General features: G+C 58.6%; 12 protein-coding genes. 9 read left to right on the top strand and 3 right to left on the bottom strand.

All coding sequences use genetic code 11. The features are described 5' to 3' along the window. Window positions 1-4 precede the first annotated feature (4 nt). Window positions 5-580, top strand: coding sequence for a response regulator (locus K7J14_RS11650; protein WP_230758882.1), 576 nt, complete (start codon window positions 5-7; stop codon window positions 578-580). On the opposite strand, the gene K7J14_RS11645 is transcribed toward K7J14_RS11650, so the two are convergent. Beyond that, on the bottom strand, window positions 558-2,426 hold the full coding sequence (locus K7J14_RS11645) for a methyl-accepting chemotaxis protein (RefSeq protein ID WP_230756407.1): 1,869 nt from the start codon (window positions 2,424-2,426) through the stop codon (window positions 558-560). The genes K7J14_RS11650 and K7J14_RS11645 overlap by 23 nt on opposite strands. Window positions 2,427-2,484: 58 nt before the next feature. On the opposite strand from K7J14_RS11645, the gene K7J14_RS11640 reads away from it, so the two are divergent. The 3 genes from K7J14_RS11640 (at window position 2,485) to K7J14_RS11630 (ending at window position 7,682) form a co-directional block, all read left to right on the top strand. After that, complete coding sequence (locus tag K7J14_RS11640; RefSeq protein ID WP_230756404.1) at window positions 2,485-3,534, top strand: TRM11 family SAM-dependent methyltransferase; 1,050 nt, start codon at window positions 2,485-2,487, stop codon at window positions 3,532-3,534. Between the two features lie 73 nt (window positions 3,535-3,607). Beyond that, the gene (locus K7J14_RS11635) at window positions 3,608-6,295 is read left to right on the top strand and encodes a beta-mannosidase (protein WP_230756401.1); all 2,688 of its coding nucleotides are present in this window, start codon (window positions 3,608-3,610) and stop codon (window positions 6,293-6,295) included. A 67-nt stretch (window positions 6,296-6,362) separates the two neighbouring features. Further along, window positions 6,363-7,682 carry an MFS transporter gene (locus K7J14_RS11630; protein WP_230756398.1) on the top strand — a complete coding sequence of 440 codons (1,320 nt, stop codon included), beginning with the start codon at window positions 6,363-6,365 and terminating at the stop codon, window positions 7,680-7,682. Window positions 7,683-8,089: 407 nt separating this feature from the next. Here the strand turns inward: K7J14_RS11630 and cyaB are convergent, their stop codons facing one another. Beyond that, a complete protein-coding gene (gene cyaB, locus K7J14_RS11625; protein WP_230756395.1) occupies window positions 8,090-8,665 on the bottom strand; it encodes a class IV adenylate cyclase in 576 nt (191 codons plus the stop codon). Window positions 8,666-8,721: 56 nt separating this feature from the next. On the opposite strand from cyaB, the gene K7J14_RS16240 reads away from it, so the two are divergent. Beyond that, complete coding sequence (locus tag K7J14_RS16240) at window positions 8,722-10,596, top strand: methyl-accepting chemotaxis protein (protein WP_230756392.1); 1,875 nt, start codon at window positions 8,722-8,724, stop codon at window positions 10,594-10,596. A gap of 147 nt (window positions 10,597-10,743) precedes the next feature. On the opposite strand, the gene gpmI is transcribed toward K7J14_RS16240, so the two are convergent. After that, window positions 10,744-12,402, bottom strand: coding sequence for a 2,3-bisphosphoglycerate-independent phosphoglycerate mutase (gene gpmI / locus K7J14_RS11615; protein WP_230756389.1), 1,659 nt, complete (start codon window positions 12,400-12,402; stop codon window positions 10,744-10,746). A 284-nt stretch (window positions 12,403-12,686) separates the two neighbouring features. On the opposite strand from gpmI, the gene K7J14_RS11610 reads away from it, so the two are divergent. The 4 genes from K7J14_RS11610 to K7J14_RS11595 are packed head-to-tail and all read left to right on the top strand — an operon-like array spanning window position 12,687 to window position 18,430. After that, window positions 12,687-13,358, top strand: a complete 672-nt coding sequence (locus K7J14_RS11610) for a TetR/AcrR family transcriptional regulator (protein ID WP_230756386.1) — start codon at window positions 12,687-12,689, stop codon at window positions 13,356-13,358. Window positions 13,359-13,380: 22 nt separating this feature from the next. Continuing rightward, entirely contained in the window at window positions 13,381-16,131 is a 2,751-nt protein-coding gene (locus tag K7J14_RS11605) for an efflux RND transporter permease subunit (RefSeq protein WP_230756383.1), read from the top strand. Beyond that, window positions 16,128-16,904, top strand: coding sequence for an outer membrane lipoprotein-sorting protein (locus K7J14_RS11600; RefSeq protein WP_230756381.1), 777 nt, complete (start codon window positions 16,128-16,130; stop codon window positions 16,902-16,904). The genes K7J14_RS11605 and K7J14_RS11600 overlap by 4 nt, the downstream gene beginning before the upstream one ends. Continuing rightward, a complete protein-coding gene (locus K7J14_RS11595) occupies window positions 16,901-18,430 on the top strand; it encodes a hypothetical protein (RefSeq protein WP_230756378.1) in 1,530 nt (509 codons plus the stop codon). Before K7J14_RS11600 ends, K7J14_RS11595 begins: the two co-directional genes overlap by 4 nt. Window positions 18,431-18,443 lie beyond the last annotated feature (13 nt).

Here is an 18,443-nt window from a genome sequence, read left to right as displayed (position 1 = left end):
CCAGATTTTTTCCGCTCTTGAAGTCGCAAATCTTTGCGGAGTCGTCAATCAGACAGCGATCAACTGGATCAAAAACGGCTATTTGAAGACTTTTAACACGCCCGGCGGCCAATATCGCGTCTATCGGGACGATCTCGTCAGCTTCATTTTAGAGCGCGGAATGCGCATGCCCGAAGTACTCCAGGACGTCATCGGCCCTGAAGCCAACTGGAAATCCCTCATAGTCATCGACGACGACGTCGCCCTCAATAACGCCATAAAAAACTATCTTGAAAAAAATCTGCAGGGCATGAGCGTGCTTCAATCCTTCGACGGATTCGACGCCGGCGCCCAGCTTGCGGACCGCAAACCCGGTTTCGTGATTCTGGACCTGGCCCTGCCCGGAGTCAACGGCCAGGAAATCTGCAGGAGAATCAAAACCGACGCTACCTTCGGCAAGCCGTACGTCATCGTCATCACCGCTCTGGAAGATCCCGGCCTTGAAGAAGAACTTGCTCAAATGGGCGCGGACCGCTTTTTCAAGAAACCCGTCTCTCTTCCCGATTTCGTTGAAGCCGTCAATCAAGCTCTTGAATTGTAGAATCGGTCGTACGGAATTCCTCGAGCATAGAATCTAAAACCTTCATCGCTTCCTTGCTCTTCGTGCTGAGCTCGTGTATTTCCATGATGCGTTTCAGGATGTCTCCCGTTCCGGCGGCGATTTCCGAAACCCCTCCGCTCGATTCTGCGATGATCGAGTCCATCTGAATAATTTCATGTATTGCGGTTTTTCTCAACGAATCCAGTTTATCGGTTTTAACTGATAATCCTGACGTCGTATCGAGAACTTCCTTCGATTGGCGGGAGAGCTCCCCGCTCCGTTCGTCGATCAGCTCGAGCGCGGATACGATTTCGTTCAGCGTTACATTCAATTCCTGGATTGCGGAAGTCGTGTTGCTGAAAGCCTCCGTCGCGCTCTGGCTCGAATTCCGGGCTTCCTGTACGTTGGAGCTGATTTCCGTCAGTGTCGTCGTAATCAGCTGCGCGTTCTCGGTGGTAGACTCCGCGAGTTTCTGTATTTCGTCCGCCACTACCGCGAATCCCTTTCCCGCCTCTCCCGCATGCGCGCTTTCTATCGCCGCGTTCATGGACAGAATGCTCGTCTGTTCGGCGATGGAATTGATCATGGTGATGAACGAATGAACCTCGTCGAGCTGGCCGGTAACGCCGACGAGAATCGACTCGGTATTCTCGATTTTTTCTTCGCCTTCCTGCGCGACCCGCTGAAGCTCATCCATCTGCCGCGTTTTGTCCCTGCCCTTCTTCGATACGGTGTTGATCGATTCCGACATGACTGAAATCGCTTTTCCGCTGTCGGCGATCGAACTGTTCTGGCGTTCGATGTCGGTCATGAACGTAACCAGGAAGGAGGACATCGATTCCAGCGCGGAGGACGCGTTTTTCATCGCGGTCTTGATATTGTCGAACTGCTTGTCCATGGATTCGATGTTGGAATTTATTTCTGTGGTAGCGGTCGTCACTTCTCCCGCGGCGAAGTTGATTGACTCGCTCATGCCCGTCGCGTCGTCGGCAGCCGTCTGCACGGATTTCATCACGCCGTTGAGCGCCTTGATGGAGGTGTCGAGATGGCCGGAAAGTTCGCCGATTTCATCCTTGTACCGGTCGCCGACGGAGATCGTCAGGTCCTTCGCGGCGAGCGATTCCGTGCTGTCTCTGAGCGAGTCGAGCCGCCGTACGATTTTCGAGGTCATACGGAAGATGACGATGAAGGCGGCCAGGGAAAGGACGGCGAGAACGAGTATGCTTCTGAGCAAAACGCTGCGGATATTCGCCGAAACGTCCCGGTCCAGATGGTTTTTGATTTCTTCGAGTATCGATTCGAAGGGCGCCGAATATACGTTCATTTTGTAGAGCGACGAACTGAGCTGGAGATAGCAGAGCGTCACCGCGGACGAATCTTCCGATTCGCGCGAATTGAAAACGGAGCTGAGTCCTCGGCTTTTCAGCTGGAGCTTGGTGTTCGACGCGATCCCTGCCGCTGAGAGCTGGCCGATTTCGGAGTCGAGGGCGGTAAAGGACTTTTGCATGAGCTCCAGAAGATTGCCGGCGTTGTCGATAAGCTCGTTCGTCTCGGCGGATAGCCGGCCGCGCAGAGGCGATTCGGCGATGCCCGAAAACGAGCCGGAGAAATTCGTATTTATATCCATCCAGCGCGAATCGACCGTATCGACGTCGAATGATACGGTGAAAATATCCGAAAGGAAGATGCGCAGCTTCACCCATTCGGTGACCGTATCGCTGGTTCTCGTCTGATAGGTTTGCAGGCGGGAAACATGGGAGAATGAAAAGATTACGAACGCGGTCAGCGCCGCCGCGATGAAGAGCAACGAACCGATGATGAGTGAAAATCTCGCTTTAAGCTTCATACCCCCATAGTACCCCCGGGAGCTGGAAAATGCAAACCCGATGGTGTAGTATGCCCGCATGCGCGACTTACGCTTTCTGGTGACATTCCCCGCGGGCTTCGAAGAAATTGTTCCCCTGCTGCTCCGCCGCTTTCTTCCATCAGTCAAGATCGTCTCCCGGTCCGGCGGAATGGTGCTGTTCAGCGCCCCGTCGGCCGATCCGCTTTTAAAAGCGCCGCTTTTTTTCACCAATGTGTTCGCCGTCGTCCGCGAATGGGCGTCGCCGGGCATATCCTTTCCGGACATGATCCACGGAATCATCAAGAAAGATTCGCTGGCGGGCTTCGCCGCTCCCAAAATCCCGGGAAATTCTTTCCGCCTGCGCTTTTCGCGGGCGAGCCGCTTTGAAAGCGTGGATAAGCGCTTTGTCCAAAAAGCGGAAGAATACATCGCCTCTTCGGCGCGGATGCGGCTCGACAAGCTTTCCGGCGGCGCCGAATTCTGGTTTCTCATCCGCCAGGAAGGTCCGGCGTATTTCGCCTGCAAGCTTCCCCAGCACCCGGCTAAAAAGGGACCGGCTCCGCGGCCGGGAGAATTAAAGAGCGAAACGGCTCTGCTTGTCGCCGCCCTGGCGCAGCCTTCAGGAACGGAGAAGCTCGTCTGCGATCCCTTTGCCGGCTACGGCTCGATTCCCGCCCAGCTCGAGATTCTCTGTCCGAACGCCGCGATCGTCGCGGTGGATTCGGATTCGTCCCTGGTCTCCGGTCTCAAGCGCCGCTTTTCCGGGAATTCCCGCGTTCGGATCCACTGCGGAGACGCGCGAAATCTCGCCATGATCGAAACCGCTTCGGTCGATCTCGTTGCCGCCGACCCTCCCTGGGGCGAATGGGAGGCGGGCGGCTATTCCGACTCGGCAGAACTCGGCTCCCTCTATTCGGCCTTCTTGGCGGAACTGGACAGAATCCTCGCTCCCGGCGGAAAGGCCGTCGTTCTTACCGGAGCAAAGGACCTCTTCGAGCGCGCGGCCGCCGTATCGCCGTCTTTTTCCGCCTGCGCCGCCCGCGAGGGCTTTCGGACCGATATTCTGGTAAACGGAAAAAAGGCCGCCGTGTATCGGCTGAACCGATGAACTCGCGCCCGGATCCGGGCGTTTTTTACGTCGATTGCAGTATCATTTTCATCAGTATTAGAGGAGTTTTTACATGCGCACGATTGATTTGAACGGAACGTGGACTCTTGCAGGCCCTGAAGGAAAAACCGCAGGGCTCGAAGGCTTTGCCGTTCCTTCGTCGATGACCGTTCCCGGTTCTCTTTTTTCAGCTTGTTTGGAAACCGGTTCCTCTCCCGACCCGTTCTGGAGGGAGAACGAGCGCCTCTATGCGGCTCTGGCGGCCGCCGATTGGACGCTTACGCGGGATTTCGACCTTTCGCCGGAAATCGCATCGCGATCCCTGATCGAGCTGGTATTCGAAGGAATCGATACGCTTTCCGAGGTGTACCTGAACGGTGCGCACATCGGAAATACCGCCGACATGCACCGCACCTGGAAATTCAACCTCGCGGGCCTCGCTCGTCCCGGAAAAAACACCCTGACGGTTCGTCTTCTTTCGCCGACAGCCCAAATGCAGGCCGAGCAAACCCGTCTCCCGCTTCCCGGCGGCTCAGGCGGCCAATACCCCGGTTTTTGCCACCTGCGCAAAGCCCATTCGATGAGCGGCTGGGACTGGGGCCCCGTGCTCCCCGATCTTGGAATCTGGCGCCCGGCGTACATCGCGCTTCCGGAAGAAGTCGACATCCGCGACGTCTATATTGTACAAACTCATTCGAACCGCAAGGGTGAAACAGCCGACGTAGAGCTTTTCGCGCGCGTGCGTCTGCGCGCTTCGGCGCAAGCGCCCGGATGGAAGAACCTGGGTCTGACCGTCAGCGCGACCGCTCCGGACGGCAGCGAATTCTCTGCCTCCTGCGCCCTCGCCGATAGCGCCGAAAAAACGTTCACCGGCTTCGAAACCCCGGGCGAAACCTGTTACGAGAAGACTCTCGCCCTCAGCATTCCCCGGGCGATGCTGTGGTGGCCGAACGGCTTGGGCGCCCAGCATCTCTATGATCTGACCGTCGTTCTTTCGCGCAACGAAGGCGCCGGCGCGCAAACGCTCGACGAGAAAAAGCTCCGTCTCGGCCTGCGAACCCTCTCCGTCAGGCGGGACGCGGACGAATGGGGCGAATCCTTCGCCTTCGAGGCGAACGGAACCGCCTTCTTCGCCATGGGAGCCGACTACGTGCCGGAGGATTCCCTTATCGCGCGGAATACCCGCAAACGGACCGAACGGCTCGTCCGCTCAGCGGCCGCCGCCCGTCACAACTGCATCCGCGTGTGGGGAGGGGCGAACTACCCGGAAGACGATTTCTACGATCTCTGCGACGAATACGGCCTTGTGATCTGGCACGACCACATGATGGCCTGCGGCGTGTACGAGCTCAGCCCTTCGTTCCGGGAGAACATCGTCGCCGAGATAATCGACAACGTGAAGCGGGTCCGCCATCACGCAAGCCTCGGGCTCTGGTGCGGCAACAACGAACAGGAGGAAGCCTGGTGTTCCTGGGGCTGGTCGGAGAAGTACTCACCGGCGCTCAAGGCCGATTACATCAGGCTCTACGAAGAGATTCTTCCCGCGTTGAACCGCGAACTCGATCCGGAAACCTTCTACTGGCTCTCGTCTCCGTCGTCCGGCGGCTCGTTTTTCAAACCGAACGCGGAAGAGCGCGGCGATATGCACAACTGGACGGTGTGGCACGGGCTCAAGCCCTTTACCGCCTACCGCGAATGCTATTCCCGTTTTATGTCGGAGTTCGGCATAGAATCCTTTCCCTCGATGAAAACCATCGAAGCGTTTACCTTGCCTGAAGACCGCAATATCTTCTCCCCGGTGATGGAAGCCCATCAAAAATGCGATTCTGGAAACGCGAAGATTCTTCATTATATAAGCGCGAATTACCGGTACCCGCGCGACTTCGAAGCCCTGGTGTACGCCTCTCAATTGATTCAGGCCGAAGGCTTGAGGTACGGCGTCGAACACTGGCGGCGGAACCGGAACGGAAACCGCTGCATGGGCGCGGTGTACTGGCAGCTCAACGACTGCTGGCCGGTCGCCTCCTGGGCGAGCATCGACTGGTACGGGCGCTGGAAGGCGCTTCACTACATGTCCCGCCGCTTTTTCGCCCCGGTGCTCCTTTCCGCCTGCGAAACGGGATCCTCCGCGAGCCTTCACGTCGCGAACGAAACCGCGCGGGATGTTTCCGGCACGGTCCTGTGGCGCCTTATCGACGAGAGCGGCTCGATTTCGGGAACAACGGTTCTCTCCGCCGGAAGCCGGGCTGTTCGAGTTCCCGCATGGACGGACGCGGAAGCGGTCTTCCTCGATTTCTCGGATATCCTTGCCGATGAATACGCGCGGCGGAAGGCGATTCTCTATTATTCCTTTGTCGCGAATGACGGCGAGTTGCCGGCACCGGACGATTCTTCCGTCAATTCTTCTGTCGAAGGCCCGTTCATCGAGCCGGGAAGCCGGGGCTCTGTTCTCTTCGTTCCGCCGAAGCACTATGAGTGGAAAAAGGAAACGCCGACCTTCGCTGTCGCGGACTCGGGCGACCGGTTCGAAATACGAGTGTCTTCCGCTGTTTGCGCCCGCTCGATCGAACTCGATACCGCCGGCTTCGACGCCCTGTTCTCCGATAATTACTTCGACCTCGCGCCGGGGGAAACCGCCGCCGTTTTCGTCCGCAAGGATGAAATCTGGTCGGACTCTCCCGCCGAAGGAACCGTTCTCGCCGTAACGGCCGAACAGTTCGCCCGGGCGCTCAAGGTCAGAACAGTCGCGGACATCGGCTAAGCCTCATGATTTTCTCGCAATAACCTCATTATTCCATGCTATACTTCCCCCAAAAGGGGTGTATAGCATGGAAGCAAAAGCAAAACATTTTCGATCCTACCTGCCGTTGACCTTTCTGATAGGCTTCGGATTCTTCACCATGGGGATGATGGATCCCCTCTACGACAGCTACGTACAGATTTTTCTTTCGAACTATATACCGTATAAAACGATCATCGGCTTGATCATGTCCCTCGACAATCTTCTGGCCCTTTTCTTGATTCCCGTCGTTTCCATCTGGTCCGACCATACGAGAACGCCGCTCGGCCGCAGGATGCCGTGGATCATTGTTTTGCTTCCGCTTTCAGCAATCTGTTTCGCTGGAATCCCGTACGCAGCCGAGACTTCTCTGCTCGCCCTCATCGTTCTTCTGCTCTTTCTGAACCTCTTTAAGCAGTCGGTCCGCGGACCGGTCGTCGCCCTGATGCCGGACACCATTCCCGGCAAGTTCCGCTCCCAGGCGAACGGCGTCATCAACACGATGGGCAACATCGCGGCGATCGTGGGAACCCTCTTTCTCGCCAGGCTCATGGACGTGGATACGGTGCTGCCCCTTCTCGGCGCGACGAAGAACCGACTCGCCTTTCCCGCTGGAGCCCTCTTCGTACTGATCGCGGTCGTCTTTCTGGTTGCCTTCGTCCGCGAAAATAAAACTTCCCGGGCAGACTCCGGCGCGGACGGCACTCCCGCACCGGAGAAAATTCCCTTCTTCCAGAGCATCAGGCTCGTATTCGCCGCAAGCGACAAAAGCGGCTTTCTGGTTCTGTTGAGCCTGTTTTTCTGGTTCGTCGGCTATCAGGGCGTGGTTCCCTATCTGACCCAATACAGCATCGTCACCTTCGGCCTTTCCACCGGACAGGGCCCCCTGGCGATGGGTATGGTCGGCATCTCGTCCGCCCTTGCGGCTATTCCGATGGGATACGCCGCCAGCAAGTGGGGCCGGAAGCGCGTAATCCGCCTCTCTCTGCTCGTGCTCATCGTCGCGGTTCTCGCCGTGTTCTTTCTTGAAACGGGAGCCTCGGCCGCTGGCATTCCGCTGGCAGGCCTCAAGCTCGCGTTCTGGGGACTCATGTTTCTGTTCGGAATTTTCTGGATTGCGATCATCGCGAACTCGTTTCCGATGCTCTGGCAGATGGCCCATCATCACAACATCGGCGTATACACCGGCCTCTACTACACGTTCTCCCAGCTTGCGGCAATCGTCGCGCCTTCCTTCGCCGGATTCTTCATCGACGTGGGCGGCTATAAAACCATGTTCGTGTTCTGCGCCGTCTTCTTTTTGCTGGCCTTCATCACAATGGGCTTCGTAACCGGCGGCGAGAAAAACGACGCTCCGGTGGATCTATAAAGCGGAAGCGATTCCGGCGCTTCAGAAAAAAAACGGCTGTCTATTCGACAGCCGTCCGTATTATATAAGGGCACCGAGGAAAACTAACCGAATGTTTTTCGAGGTGCCCATAAATAAGAAGCCCGGTCAACTGGAAAAACGGTCTTCAAGGAGGTTCCGGAAAGCTCTTGCGGGGCGAAACCGGACATATTCTACCGTCTTTCCCTTCGGTTGCCGGGCTGTCACTTAAGCGCCGCACAGAAGGGTCCTGGCAATAGCCAGGGTTGGCAATAGCCAAGGCTGGCATAGAGCCATGGCTGGCAATAGCCAGGGCCGGCGAGATCAGCGCCAAAACCGGCGCCGGTGCTACCGGTTAATTAGGAGTATAATCTCGCCCTTCTCAGGATGCAAATGTATCTGGAGATCTTTTACATTTTCTTTGCAGAATCCGCTAAGAGATCCGTATAGTATCTGGTTTCCAGCTCGGTTTCGCTTACGCCGCAGCGCGCCAGGGTGTCCATAAGGCTTTCCCTCGCCCGTGCGATGCTTTCTTCTCCCGGATTTTCCATCAAAATCTCGATCTCGACGAACCATCCGATCGGTTCGACTTCCGATAATTCAATGGTAATCGGCGGACGGGCGGTTTCTGCAACTGTCCATGAAAGCGTTTTCTTCTGTTTCCGGTCTTTGGGCGCGAAGCCGAGATCGCTTAAAAACGCCTGGAAATCGTCCTGCGAATCGATGGAGAACTCGATTTCATCGTTTATTTCCACTGTATCTTTGAGTTCTTTTCTCTTATATGCTATCATTTTTCTAACGGACGCCGTCTTTCCGCCGGAGTCGAATTCGGTTTCGACGCGGATTCTGACGCGCTTTCCGTTTTCGGGATGAGCCCAGTATTCATCCTTTTTCTCAAGACGCCGGGGCTCGCCCGCGAATTGCGAAATTGTTTTTTCTACGGCAAGGGGTTCGTATACATGCGCTTTAATTTCTATTTCAGTCATCGTTCCAGTATTCCCGGATGCCGAAATTTGTCAATGTTGTCCCGCGGAGGTTCAATGTGAAATCGTATTCAGGCTACTTCAGGCTCATTTCCGGCGCTTGCAGCGCAGGAGCGGTAATTCCAGTCGCGATAGAATGCGCCTTTTTCCGATCTCCTTCCGCGGCTTTTTTGCCGGTATTCCTGACCGTGTTCCTGTCCGGTTTGCTCACAGTCGCGGCGACCATTGCCGCGAGCTCCCTGTGGGCTCCGCTCTATGCAATCGATTATAACCGTCCCGGCATCACCGAGGACGAAGCGATGGCGACGATGAAGCGCACCGGCGCGATTCCCCTGCAGATTTTCGTCGTCTATCTTGCGATAGCTTTTGCATGGATCGCTCTTGTTTCCCTGTTCGCGGGAGTCATCGGCCTGTATCCGGGATTGACGTTTCCCATCGCCGGCATTTCCTACTCCTGGGCTCTGTTGGGAGCCGCCGGCATCTACAATTTGACCGACAGGCTCACCATCAAGTTCGTTTCAAGCCAGAAGCTGGTTTCCTTTCCCTTAAAGCTCCGGGATCACCGCCAGCAAGGTAAGGCGATGATCATTCCGCTTTTCTGCATCATCCTCGGCATTCTGTACGCCCTGTCCCTGGGAATTGTTCTGATGGGTAAGTGGGGTTCGCTCGCAGGCATTCCGCGCGGTTCGGTTTTGTCGAGCGGTTTCGGAATGCTCGTTTTCATCGGCGTCGCCATCGCCTTCGTACGGGTGTGGAGCGCAAATATGGGAGAGGTTTTCACGCAGATCATTACCCAGCTGGACCAGCTCGCGGGTTCGGAGAAAAATCTGTCTTCCCGCATCTATCTTTCATCCGTCGACGAACTGGGAACCATAACCGGATTGATCAACCGCTTTACCGAAGGGCTTGCGAACAGCGTGCGCGAAATCAAGGACGCGCAGAACCAGCTCATCGTGCTCGGAACCGGATTGACCCGCAACGCTTCGGATTCTGCCGCGTCCATCGAGCGAATATCGGCCGGAGCGAAAATCGTAACGGATAAAAACTCGATTCAGAAGGCGAGCGTTCAGGAAGTGTCGGGAGCCGTCGAGCAGATTACCGGAAACATCGCCTCGCTCGACCGCCTGATCACCGAACAGGCCGCGAGCGTAACGGAAGCCTCTGCCTCGATCGAAGAGATGGTCGGCAATATCGGCGCCTTGAATAACTCGACATCCATCATGGCGGAACAGTTCGCCGAACTTTCGGAAGCGGCCCGGGAAGGCACGGGCATGCAGGAAGCGACCGCTCAAAGAATCAGCGGAATCGCCGCGGACTCGCGTTCTCTGCAGGACGCCAACAAGGTGATCGCCGCGATCGCCGCCCAGACGAACCTGCTCGCGATGAACGCCGCGATCGAAGCGGCTCACGCCGGAAGCGCCGGCATGGGCTTCGCCGTAGTCGCGAACGAAATCAGATCGCTCGCGGAAAACGCGTCTAAAAATTCTAAGAAGATCAGCACGGTTCTTGCCGAGGTTCAGCGGGGAATCAATATGGTGGTGGAGTCTTCCGGCGCTTCGAAGGCGTCGTTCGCCCTGGTCGCCGAGCGCATCGGTTCGACTGACGCCCTCGTGCAGGAATTCAAAATGGCGATAGGCGAGCAGCAGGACGGCGCGCGACAGATTCTGGAAGCGCTGAAACAGATGAACGACATAACCGCCCAGGTGCAAACCGGCTCGGCCGAAATGAACCGCGGCAGCGAAACGATTATGCGCGAAATCGCCCGGCTCAGGGACAGCACCGCCGAAAGCTCCTCGAGCGTGGAAAGCATCACCCGCGACATCGCTGAGGTCAACTCGGGTGCCGTCCGCCTCGCCACCATGGCCGAGCGCACCGGCGAAACCATCTCCCAGCTCGACGAAGCAGTCGGCGCCTTCCGCGTCGACGCCGAATAAAGCCCGCGTCCGGCCGCTCGCCGAAGTCAGGCTCAACGCGCCGCGCGCAGGTTGCCGGCCGCGCCCTTCGGCGCGGGCGCGGCTCGCGGCAGCCGAAAGCCGGCCGCGCCGTTTTGCGCGCGCCCCCGGCTTTGGTCTATCTTTTTATCAGTTCCAGTTCAGGACGGAGACGTCGTAGTCTTCCGGAGCCTTGTAGCCGAGAAGCTCGATGCAGGTCGCCGCGAGGCTGGAAATGCCGAGGCCTTCCTTCAGCTCCTTCTTGTACTCGCCCTTGAAGGCGGGGTCGTAGACGATGCAGGGAACGGGGTTGAGCGAGTGGCTGGTCTTCGCCTTGGGCGAGCCGTCTTCCTTGCGGGAGACCGCGCCGGACTTTTTCTCGTGTTCGAACATGTCGTCCGCGTTTCCGTGGTCCGCGCTCATCACCATTACGCCGCCGGCCGCCGCTACCGCCTTCTTGAGGCGGGCGAGCTGGAGGTCCATCGCTTCCATCGAGCAGAGCACCGCTTCGTAGATGCCGGTGTGTCCGACCATGTCGCCGTTGGGGAAGTTGAGCCGGATGTAGTCGTATTTTCCCGAAGGAATCGCTTCCAGCACGTAGTCGGTGATTTCCGCGCACTTCATCCAGGGACGCTGCTCGAAGGGGAGGACGTCGCTCTTGATCTCGACGTAGTCCTCGAGTTTTTCGTCGAACTTGCCGAGCTTGTTTCCGTTAAAGAAGTAGGTTACGTGGCCGTACTTCTGGGTTTCGCTGATCGCGAGGGTTCGCACGCCGGAGGCGGCGAGGTATTCGCCCATGGTGCGGTCGATCGCCGGCGGGGTGACCAGGTATTGAGCCGGAATATGGAGGTCTCCGTCGTATTCCATCATGCCCGCGTATTCTACCGCGGGAACGCGGACGCGGTCGAACTTGTCGAAGTCCGCCCCGGTTTCAAAGGCTGCGGTGAGCTCGAGCGCGCGGTCGCCGCGGAAGTTGAAGTACACTACCGAGTCGCCGTCCTCGATCGTTCCGATCGGCTTTCCGTTTTCGGCAATCACGAATTCCTTCAGGTCCTGGTCGATGATCCCGGGGATCTCCTTCCGCCAGGTTTCGATCGCTTCATGAGCGTTCGCGAAGAGCCGGCCCTTGCCGAACACGTGCACGTTCCAGCCGCGCTCGACCATCGACCAGTCCGCGTTGTAGCGGTCCATCGTGATGAACATGCGGCCGCCGCCTGAGGCGATGCGGAAATCCGAGCCGTCCGCGTTGAGCTCCTTGAGCCAGGCTTCGAACGGATCGATATAGTCCAGGGCGCTCGTTTCGCCGACGTCCCGTCCGTCGAGGAGGGCGTGAATGCGGGCGGACTTGACTCCGTCTTTTTTAGCCTGAACGAGCATAGCCTTCAGGTGGTCGATATGCGAGTGCACGTTTCCGTCGGAAAAGAGCCCGATAAAGTGCATCTTTCCGCCGGTCTTTTTCACGTTGCCGACGAGCTTTTTCCAGGTGTCGCCCGAGAACATCGCGCCGGTTTCAAGGGAGGAGGACACCAGCTTCGCGCCCTGGGAGAACACCCGGCCGCAGCCGATCGCGTTGTGCCCGACCTCGCTGTTGCCCATATCCTCGTCCGAGGGGAGGCCGACCGCCGTGCCGTGGGCTTTGAGCCTGGTCGTGGGCCAGTTTTTCTGGAAGTCGGCGAGCGCTTCCATGTGGGCGTCCGCGACCGCGTCGCCTTCGCTGTATTTACCGTATCCGACGCCGTCCATGATGACGAGGACCACCGGTCCCTTGCGTCCCTGCCATTTCGAATTTTTCTCTAACGCTTTCACCATAATCTATCTCCTGCTTTCAAAAAATACACGCTACGTACCTTTACTGTACCGATTTCAACCCCGTTAGACAAGAAGATACGGAACATCAGGGCCGAGGCAGAACGCGCCTGCAGGGGCGGGCTCTAGCAGCCGCAGCCGGCGGAGGCGAAATCCATTGCCGGCTCGTGATCTTTTTCGTCGATTTTTTGCGTCGTTTTCTTCTTGAATTCTCAATATAAATTTTGTATGCTTATATAAATGACCGGCGGTCAGTAAATGACCGGCGTTTTTAAACAGGAAGGTTCATGGGAATCAGCGAACGCAAGGAACGCGAAAAAGAGGAGCGGCGAGCCTTTATTCTGGACACCGCGCGCCGGCTCATACTGGAGCGCGGCATCGATTCGGTCTCCATGCAGGACATCGCGACCGCTTGCGAACTGAGCAAGGGCGCCCTCTACCTCTACTTCGACAACAAGCAGTCCCTTCTGGAAGAGTTCTTCCACGAAGCCGGCTCGTACTTTATCGACTATGTTCAGCAGAAAATCAGGCCGGAGGATTCTGGTTTGCAGGCGATCCGCACGCTGTGGCTGAGCTATCTCGAGATATTCGGCGAATCGAGCGAGATCATCGTGCTGTTCGGCGTAAAGAACGCGCTCAACCCCGGCTTCCCCTACATCGTGGAAGAGAACTCCGGCGCCGGACTGCAGGAGCCGCTCCTGCTGTTCAGGATGATACAGGACATTCTCTCCCGCGGCGTCGCGGACGGCAGCCTCGACCCCTCCATCGATCCGGTCAGGGTAACACGTACCATCATCATGATCACCGGCGGCATCGTTGAAAACGTGGCGCGCCTTCCGCTCGCCATGCGCAACAACCGGATAATCCTGGAAGAAATGAAGGAAACCTTCGAGATCGTGCTTCGCGGTTTGGCTTCGCCCGGCTGCGACCGCTCTCTGCTGGTTCTGCCCATCGAATAAACGCGACAAGGAGCGTATATATATGGAACAATTTTTCAGGCGGCCGCGCCTGATCATCGCAGTGATCCTGGCAATTACGGCTTTCTTCCTCCTGCAGCTGGGCAGGGTGGAGATCGATAACAACAATTACCGCTTCATCCCGGAAGACAATCCCGCGCGGGTTACCGCCGAGGGGATAGACGAGGTGTTCGGCAACCAGATCACGATTCTCGTCGGGCTGGAGCGCAGGTACGGCACGGTGTTCGACTCGGAGTTTTTGAACAAGCTCCGCGCCTACGACGAAGCCCTCTCCAAGCTGCCCCTCGTGGAAGCCTCCGTCTCCCTCGTATCGACGGATTACATCACCGGCCGCGACGGCTCGATCCTGGTGGAACCGCTGGTGCCGGAAACCTTTTCCGGCCTCCCGGAAGAAGTCGCCGCGGTTAAGTCTCGCATTCTCTCGTGGGATATGTACGACCGCATGCTGGTTTCCGATGATTTCACCGCGACCCAGATCGTGGTCGCCCTGGACGTCGCGAGCGACGAGGCCGGAAGCCCCGAAACCCTGGCGACCTTCCGCGAAATCCGCAGAGTCGCCCGCGGCCTCTTCGACGAAGCGGATACGCGCGTCTACGTGACGGGCATGCCGGTGTTCAGCGCGACCATCAACGAATCGGTCATGAAGGATCTGATCATCCTCGTGCCCCTGGTCGTGCTCGTCGTGCTGCTCGTTCTCTTCTTTTCCTTTAAGCGGGCCTTCGCCGTCATCGTTCCCATCATCACCGTTCTGGTCGCGACAATCTGGTCGGTGGGAGCCATGCCCCTGTTCGGAGTGAAAATGTCCGTGCTCACCACGGTGCTCCCGGTAATCCTCGTCGCGGTGGGCAGCGCCTACGGCATCCACGTCGTTTCGCACTACATCGACGAGCGTGAGAAAGCAAAAACGCTCGACGCGGAAAGCCACCGGGCCCTGGTGTTCCATCTGGTCAGGATCGTGGGAAAGCCCGTCTTCCTCGCGGCGCTCACCACCTTCGTCGGCTTCGTGTCCTTCTGCTTTACGAGCGTCATTCCCATACGGGAATTCGGCTACTTCGCGAGCTTCGGGGTAATCGTTTCATTCATCGTTGCGCTCACCTTCATCCCGGCCCTCTTTCTGGTTCGGGGCCCGGTTCCCTTAAAGCCGCGCAAGCAGTTCATCCGGGCGGTCGATTCCGCCTCCGATGAAGCCGCCGCGGGGTCAGGCGAATCCGCTCCGGAATTCGGCGGCGGCGATCCGCTGAGCCGCGCCATCACGACGAGCTTCCTCGGCATCGTCCGGGGAAAACGCAAGGTGCTCGTGTTCACGGCGGTTCTTATCGCCGCCTCCGCCTTCCTTATTCCGCGCATCGTGGTGGACAACGTGCTCGTCGAGTATTTCAAGGAAGACACCGACATGGCCCGCTCCGACGCCTTCATCCGCCGGCAGTTCGGCGGCTCCAAGCTCGTGAGCGTCGTGGTGGAATCGGGCGAGCCGGGAGGAGTCCTCCGCCCCGACGTGCTCTCCGCGATGGACGGCCTTGCGTCCTATCTGGAAACCCGCGTTCCCGAGGTGGGCAAGGTGACTTCCTTTACGCATTTATTAAAGCGCATAAATCAGGTGTACAACGCGGATGAGGAACCCTCCGGCATCCGCGTTTCGCAGAGCGATTCCAGCTCTGCAGGCCCTGATTCCTTTGGTTTCGGCGATTTCGGCTCGGGCGATGCGGGGGAGGCGACAGACTCGTCCTTCGGTTTTGGAGACTTCGGAAACTTCGGCCCGGACGAACCTGCCATGAACGATTCCCCGCTCGAAGCCGGCGGCGGCCTTGAGGCTCTGAACTCCTCGATTTCCGTAGGCACCCTCGCGGAGCTCGCTCCCGTGCTGGACTCCTCTCTCCTCGCCTCGGACGCGCGGGACGTTTCGGTGCGCGATTTCGTGCGCGGCGTCAAACGCCAGGTGAACTACGAAGGCGCCTCGTATTACGAAGTGCCTGCAGACCCCGCGCGCTACGGACAAACAGACGCGGAAGGACTGCGCAGCGTAATCGGAAACTACATGATGCTCCTTTCAGGCGATATCGGCGCCTTCGCGGACGATCCCCTGGAGCCGCGCGCCGTCAGAATGAACGTGCAGCTCAGGACCACCGGCCAGATAGACACCGACCGCGCGATCCGCGAAATCGAAGACTACGCCGCCGCCCATTTCCCCAAGGACGCGAGCGTCACCATCGGCGGATTCGCACTGGTGGAAGGCGCGTTAAATAAGCTCGTCGTCCAGTCCCAGCTCGTCTCCGTCGGCATATCGCTCGTCATGGTCTTCCTCATCATTGCTTTGAGCTACCGCTCGGTTTTGGCGGGAGCGATCGGCATCGTGCCCCTTGCTCTCTCCATCCTGCTCAACTTCGCGGTCATGGCCTTCCTGGGCATCAAGCTCAACATCGGCACCGCCCTGGTCGCCAGCGTCGCGATCGGCATCGGCGTGGACTACATCATCCATTATCTGGAAGCCTATTACCGCGAATGGCGCGCCTCAGGCGGAAAAGACGGCTTCCTCGAGCGGGCATACGCCTCGTCGGGAAAGGCAATCCTGATCAACGCGGTCTCCGTCGGCGCCGGCTTCGGCGTGCTCGCCTTCTCGGAATTCAACATTCTCGCCCAGTTCGGCCTTCTCATCGCCTTCACCATGGGCACCGCCTCACTCTCCGCCCTCATCGTATTGCCGGTTCTGCTGAACTGGCTTAAACCCGCATTTCTCGACAAAGGAGCAACCAAATGAAACACCGCCTCATACTTGCCGCCGCACTGGCCGCGGCCTTCAGCCTCGCGCTCGGCGCGCAGGACGCCGACTCGATCGTTAAATCCTCCCGCGACCGCATCAAGGCGGACACCGTCTCCTCCCGCGCGCGCATGATCATCACCGCGAAAGACGGCTCCTCCTCCGAGCGCCTGCTCGACCAGTACTCCAGCGATGCAAAGGGAATTACCCGCTCCATGATCGTCTTCCAGAAACCGGCGAGCGTCGCCGGCACCCGCTTCCTCACCATCGAAACCGCCTCCGGAGCCGACGACCGCTGGATCTACCTCCCCGCGCTCGGCAAGGTCCGCCGCATCGCCGCTTCCGAAGGCTCGGGCCGCTTCGTCGGCACGGACTTCTCCTACGACGACATCTCCTCCGCCACCCGCGACTTTTCCGCGGACTCGCACCGAGTCCTCAAAGAAGAAGAACTCCGCGGCTCCCTCTGCCACGTAGTCGAATCCACCCCGAAGGACTCAGGCTACCAGTACTCCAAAATGATTTCCTGGATCGCCAAGGACAGCCTCATCGCGCTCAGGATAGAACTCTACGACCGCAAGGGTACCCACGTGAAAACCGTGGACATCCTTGAAACCAAAGACGTCCAGGGCCGCCTCACTCCCATGGTCACCAAAATGTCCACCATCGCGGACGGCACCTCCACGGAAATCCGCATGGAGATCATGAAGTACGACGACCCCATCCCCGAAGGCGTCTTCACCACGGACTTCCTTTCGACCGGGAGGGTGAGATGAGCCGCCCGTTCAATTTCCGTTCAACCATCGCTCCGGCCGTCCTTCTCGCCGCCGCCCTGCTTCCCGCGCGTCTGTCCGCCCAGGACTCCTTCGGCTTCGGCTTCGGCGACGACGCTTCCGCCCCCGCCGCTTCGAGCCCCGCATCCGTTTCCGTAACGGGAACCGCGGAAGCCTCCGTCCTCGGCTACTTCGATGAACTCGACTCAGCCGCGAAGGCGAGCGACTATTCCGCCGGCAACCTCTTCTCGGGCTCCCTCGGCTTTTCAGCCTCCGCCTCCAACGCGGAAGCCTCCGTCGGACTCGAACTCGACCCCTCCTCTGCAACTCCGGTCTCCCTCGGCGAAGCCTGGGTTAAAACCTTCTGGGGAAGGCTCGACATCGAAGCGGGACTCAAAAAACTCACCTGGGGAAAGGCCGATTCTGAAGGACCCCTCGACGCGATTAACCCGCTCGACTATTCGGATCTCACGATAGTCGACCAAATGGAACGTAAAATAGCGCGTCCCTTGGTTCACGCAACCTTTGCCGCCGGTTCCTTCACCCGAGTCGAAGGAGTCTTCCTCCCCGCCTTCAAGCCCAACTCCCTGGCCTATTCGGGCCGCTGGGCCCCCGCCGCCCTTTCAGGATTTACCGGTTCCATGGAAGCGGCCGCGACGAAAGCCGCCTCAAGCGCCGTCATGAGCCTTGTGCTGTCCGGCGCCCTTGATCCGACCGATGCCGCTGCGGTTTCGGAGCTCAGGGGAGCTCTGGAAACCTCCCTAACAGCTTCCACCGCGGACCTCGAAGAAGAAGGCATCGAATACTTCCTGCCCGACACCGACTCCCTCACATACGCGCAGTACGGCCTCCGCCTGACGACCACGCTCGGCTCCCAGGACCTCGGCTTCCAGTATTTTTCAGGCAACCTCCGCGAACCGTCCGTCTCCGTCGACTCCGCGAACCTCTTTGAGATCGACCTGGAGCCAACAGATCTCGCGGACTCGACCATGACCTTCAATCCTGAGGCAGTGACCGTTTCTTACGATCGCTACCACCAGCTGGGCGCGGACTGGGCGGCCGTTCTCGCGGGCTTCAACGCGCGCGCGGAAGCGGCGGTCAACCTCACCTCCGACCTTTCCGGGGACGACGGCTCCGTGGCGAATCCCTCCTTCCTCTGGTCGGTCGGCTTCGACCGCGACCTTTTCGCCCGGATCAACCTCAACGCGCAAGGGTCGGGTTCCGTCCGCCTCATGCACGACAAGCTCGGCGCCTCCCCGGAGGACTGCGAAGGCGGCTCGGACATCTCGTCGACCCGGCTCATAACCCGCCTTTCCCGCACATTTCTCCGCGACGAGATCGAAGCGTCGTTCACCGGCATACTGGGCCTGGAGGACGCCGACTGGCTTCTCATGCCGGAGCTCGTCTGGACGCGCGGAGACGCCGCCGTTTCGGCACGCGCCGGCTTCTTCGGCGGAGACGAGGAAGGAAACCTCGGCCAGTACCGGGACAACGGCTACGCGACCGTTTCCATGAGGTACAATTTCTGATTCTATAAGGGAT

Origin of the sequence: Teretinema zuelzerae (assembly GCF_021021555.1) — a bacterium.
In the GTDB taxonomy this organism is placed as follows: domain Bacteria; phylum Spirochaetota; class Spirochaetia; order Treponematales; family Treponemataceae; genus Teretinema; species Teretinema zuelzerae.
Note: the sequence above shows the minus strand (reverse complement) of the source record. Positions and strands in the feature narration are given on the sequence as shown.